The organism is Streptomyces argenteolus, assembly GCF_042902585.1.
GTDB lineage: Bacteria > Actinomycetota > Actinomycetes > Streptomycetales > Streptomycetaceae > Streptomyces > Streptomyces argenteolus.
On the sequence record NZ_JBIBEG010000031.1, the window covers coordinates 1 to 4091 of the forward strand.

The 4091-nt window shown below is 68.6% G+C and carries 2 protein-coding genes; both read left to right on the forward strand.

The window, feature by feature from the left end:
• On the forward strand, positions 1 to 738 hold a 738-nt coding region (locus tag ACFY8O_RS34385), incomplete at its 5' end, for an acyl carrier protein (protein ID WP_387909340.1).
• Between the two features lie 25 nt (positions 739 to 763).
• Positions 764 to 4091 (forward strand): type I polyketide synthase (locus ACFY8O_RS34390; RefSeq protein WP_449341843.1); only part of this gene is annotated, 3328 nt, incomplete at its 3' end.

Genomic DNA, 4091 nt, shown 5'->3' on the forward strand with positions numbered 1-4091 from the left:
GGTATCGAGGGGCTGTCGGCCGAGCGTGGCCTTGAGCTGTTCGACACCGCGATGGGTCTTGACGATCCGGCTCTGGTCCCGATCCAGCTCGACCTGCCCACCCTCCGCCGAGCCGCCGACAACCTCCCCGAAATCTTCCGAGTGCTCTCCCAGGGCAGCACTCCCGGTCGGAAGAGGCGCGAGACCGTTGGCCAGACCGGTCCGGCCCTGGCCGAACGGCTGGCTGGTGTGGATGCGGCCACCCGTTCCGCACTGGTGCTGGACGTGGTCCGTGCCGAGGCGGCGGCCGTGCTCGGGCACGCGGGGCCGGATGCCATCCATCCTGAACGTGCCTTCCAGGAGCTCGGGTTCGACTCCCTCAGCGCCGTGGAGTTCCGCAACCAACTCAACGTGGCCACCGGGCTCAGGCTGTCACCGACACTGATCTTCGACTATCCGAGCCCTGAGGTGCTGACCGCCCACCTGCTCACGGAACTGGCCCCCGATGAAACGGGCCCGGAGCAGACCGACGAGGACGAACAGGTCCGCCGCATTCTGCAGACCATCCCCATCAACAGGCTCCGCGATGCCGGGCTGATACGCAGCCTCCTGGAGCTGGGCGGAGTGCAGGCACCCGCCGGTGCGGACTCCGCCGACGACGCCGGCGGATCGATCGATGAGCTGGACGCCGAGAGCCTGATCAGCATGGCACTCGACGAGTTCGAACTGGACGGCCCGACCGCGGAAGCAGGTAGCTGAGATGACGACTTCAGACGCACGGCTGGTGGACGCGCTGCGGGCGTCGCTCAAGGAGGTCGAGCGGCTCCGCGGCCAGAACAGCAAGCTCTCGTCGACCCTGCACGAGCCGATCGCCATCGTGGGTATGGCTTGCCGGTATCCGGGTGGTGTCGAGTCCGCCGAGGACCTCTGGCAGATGGCCGCCGAGGGTCGGGACGTCGTGGGCGCCTTCCCCGAGGACCGGGGCTGGGACACCGGACAGCTGTACGACCCCGAGCCGGGCGCCGAGGGGAAGGTGTACACCCGCGAGGGCGGTTTCCTCCATGGCGCGGGCGGCTTCGACTCGGCCTTCTTCGGGATCGGGCCGAACGAGGCACTGGTCATGGACCCCCACCGGCGGCTGCTGCTGGAGGTCTCGTGGGAAGCGATCGAGCGGGCCGGGATCGACCCCGTAACCCTTCGGGGGAGCCGGACGGGCGTCTTCGCGGGCGTGATGTACCACGACTATCCGTACAGCAGCTCGACCGGATCGATGGTCTCCGGGCGGGTGGCGTACACGCTGGGTCTTGAGGGGCCCGCGGTGACGATGGACACGGCGTGTTCGTCGTCGTTGGTGGCGTTGCATTCGGCGGTGCAGTCCCTGCGTGCGGGGGACAGTTCGCTGGCGCTGGTGGGTGGTGTGACGGTGATGGCGACTCCGGAGACGTTTGTGGAGTTCAGTCGTCAGCGTGGGCTGGCGGCGGATGGTCGGTGCAAGTCGTTCGCTGCGGCGGCCGACGGCACGGGCTGGGGCGAGGGTGTCGGCGTGCTGGTGGTGGAGCGTCTCTCGGACGCGCGGCGTCTTGGGCATCCGGTGCTCGCGGTCGTACGCGGCTCAGCGATCAACCAGGACGGCGCGAGCAACGGCTTCACCGCACCGAACGGACCGTCGCAGATGCGCGTCATTCGCCAGGCGCTGGCGAACGCGAGTCTGTCGCCCAGAGATGTGGACCTGGTCGAAGCGCATGGTACGGGTACGACGTTGGGTGATCCGATCGAGGCGCAGGCGTTGTTGGCGACGTATGGGCAGGATCGGCCTGTGGGTCGGCCGTTGTGGCTGGGTTCGGTGAAGTCGAACATGGGTCATACGCAGGCTGCTGCGGGTGTGGCGGGGATCATCAAGGTGGTTCATGCGATGCGGCACGGTGTGTTGCCGAAGACGTTGCATGTGGATCGTCCGTCGGATCAGGTGGACTGGTCGGCGGGTGCGGTGGAGTTGTTGACCGAGGCGCGGGAGTGGCCGGCGACGGTGGGCCCACGGCGGGCCGCGGTGTCGTCGTTCGGGATCAGCGGCACGAACGCGCACGTGATCATCGAGCAGGCGCCGGAGGAGGAGCCCGCCGAGAGCGAGACGCCGGAGAAGCTTCCGGCTCCCGCCGTGGAGATGCCGGTGCACGCCTGGGTGCTCTCGGCCACGGAGACGGCGGCGTTGACGTCGCAGGCCGCGCGTCTCCTGGAGCGGGTGGTGAAGGAGCCGGAGACGCGCCTGGTGGACATCGGTTTCTCGCTCGCGACGTCGCGTGCGGGGTTCGAGCATCGGGCCGCTGTGGTGGGTGCGACGCGGGAGCAGCTGGTCGAGGGGCTGCGGACGCTCGTCGGCGACCGGCGGGATGGTGCGGTGGTCCGCGGCACGACCAGATCGAAGCCGAAGACGGCCTTCCTGTTCACGGGGCAGGGCGCGCAGCGGGTGGGGATGGGGCGTGAGCTGTACGGCGCGTTCCCGGTGTTTGCTGAGGCGTTCGATGCGGTGGTGGCTGAGCTGGACGGCCATCTGTCCGCACCGTTGCGTGAGGCGGTGTGGGGCGAAGACGCGGGGGTTCTTGAGCGGACGGAGTTCACGCAGCCGGCGTTGTTCGCTTTCGAGACGGCGTTGTTCCGTCTGCTGGAGTCGTGGGGTGTGCGCCCGGACTTCGTGGCGGGGCATTCGGTGGGTGAGCTGACGGCCGCACACGTCTCGGGCGTCCTGTCGCTGGCGGACGCGGCGCGGCTGGTCGCGGCCAGGGCCCGGTTGATGCAGGCGCTGCCGGAGGGTGGCGCGATGGTTGCCATCCGGGCGTCGGAGGACGAGGTTCTTCCCTACCTGACCTCGGATGCGGTGAGTGTCGCGGCGGTGAACGGCCCGGACGCGGTGGTGATCTCCGGCGACGAGCACGACGTGCTGGAGGTTGCGGCCCGGTTCGAGGCGGAGGGGCGTAAGACCAATCGTCTGCGGGTCTCGCACGCGTTCCACTCACCGCTGATGGAGCCGATGCTCGCCGAGTTCCGTACCGTCGCCGAGAGTGTCACCTTCGGCGAAGCCGGTATCCCGGTGGTCTCGAACGTCACCGGCCGGCTCGCGACCTCGGACGATCTGCGGTCGCCCGAGTACTGGGTACGCCATGTCCGTGAGGCGGTGCGTTTCGGCGACGGGGTTCGTGCGCTCTCCGCCGCCGGGGTCTCGGTGTTCCTGGAGGTGGGCCCTGACGCGGTCCTCACCGCGATGGCGCAGAACAGTGCGGCCGAAGCGGTGTTCGTGCCCGGTCTGCGGCGCAACCAGAGCGAGCCTGAGGCGCTGGTCACCGCGCTCGCTCGTCTGCACACGGTGGGGCACGTTCCGGACTGGGCGGCGTACTACGCGCCCACCGGCGCCCGCCGCGTCGACCTGCCCACCTACGCCTTCCAGCACCAGCACTACTGGTTGCTTCCTGACGCGCTGGAATCCAACCCGGAGTCCCTTGGGCTTGTCTCGACCGACCACCCGGTCCTGGGTGCGGCAGTGGGTCTGCCTGACGGGGGAGCGGTCTTCACCGGGCGTCTTTCCCTTGCTGCTCAGCCGTGGCTTGCTGATCACAGTGTGTTGGGCAGTGTGCTGGTGCCGGGGACGGGTCTGGTGGAGTTGGCTCTTCGTGCGGGTGAGGAGGTCGGGTGCGGTCTGCTGGAGGAGTTGACGCTTCAGACGCCGTTGACCCTGCCTGAGTCCGAGGCTCTGCAGGTCCAGGTCGTGGTCGGAGCTCCGAGCGATGACGGTGCGCGTGAGGTGAGTGTGCACTCCCGTGTGGAGGGGGACCGGGGTGTGCCGTGGACCCAGCATGCGGAGGGCGTACTTCTGCCGCAGGCACCCGCTCCCGACTTCGACCTCGCTGTGTGGCCTCCGCAGGATGCCGTATCGGTGTCCGTCGAGGGTGCGTATGAGCGGTTGGCGGATCGGGGTTATGAGTACGGGCCGGTGTTTCGGGGGCTGAGGGCTGTGTGGACGCGGGGTGAGGAGATCTTCGCGGAGGTTGCTCTTCCTGATGAGGCTCGTGAGGAGGCGGGGCGGTTCGGTTTGCATCCGGCTCTTCTTGATGCGGCTTTGC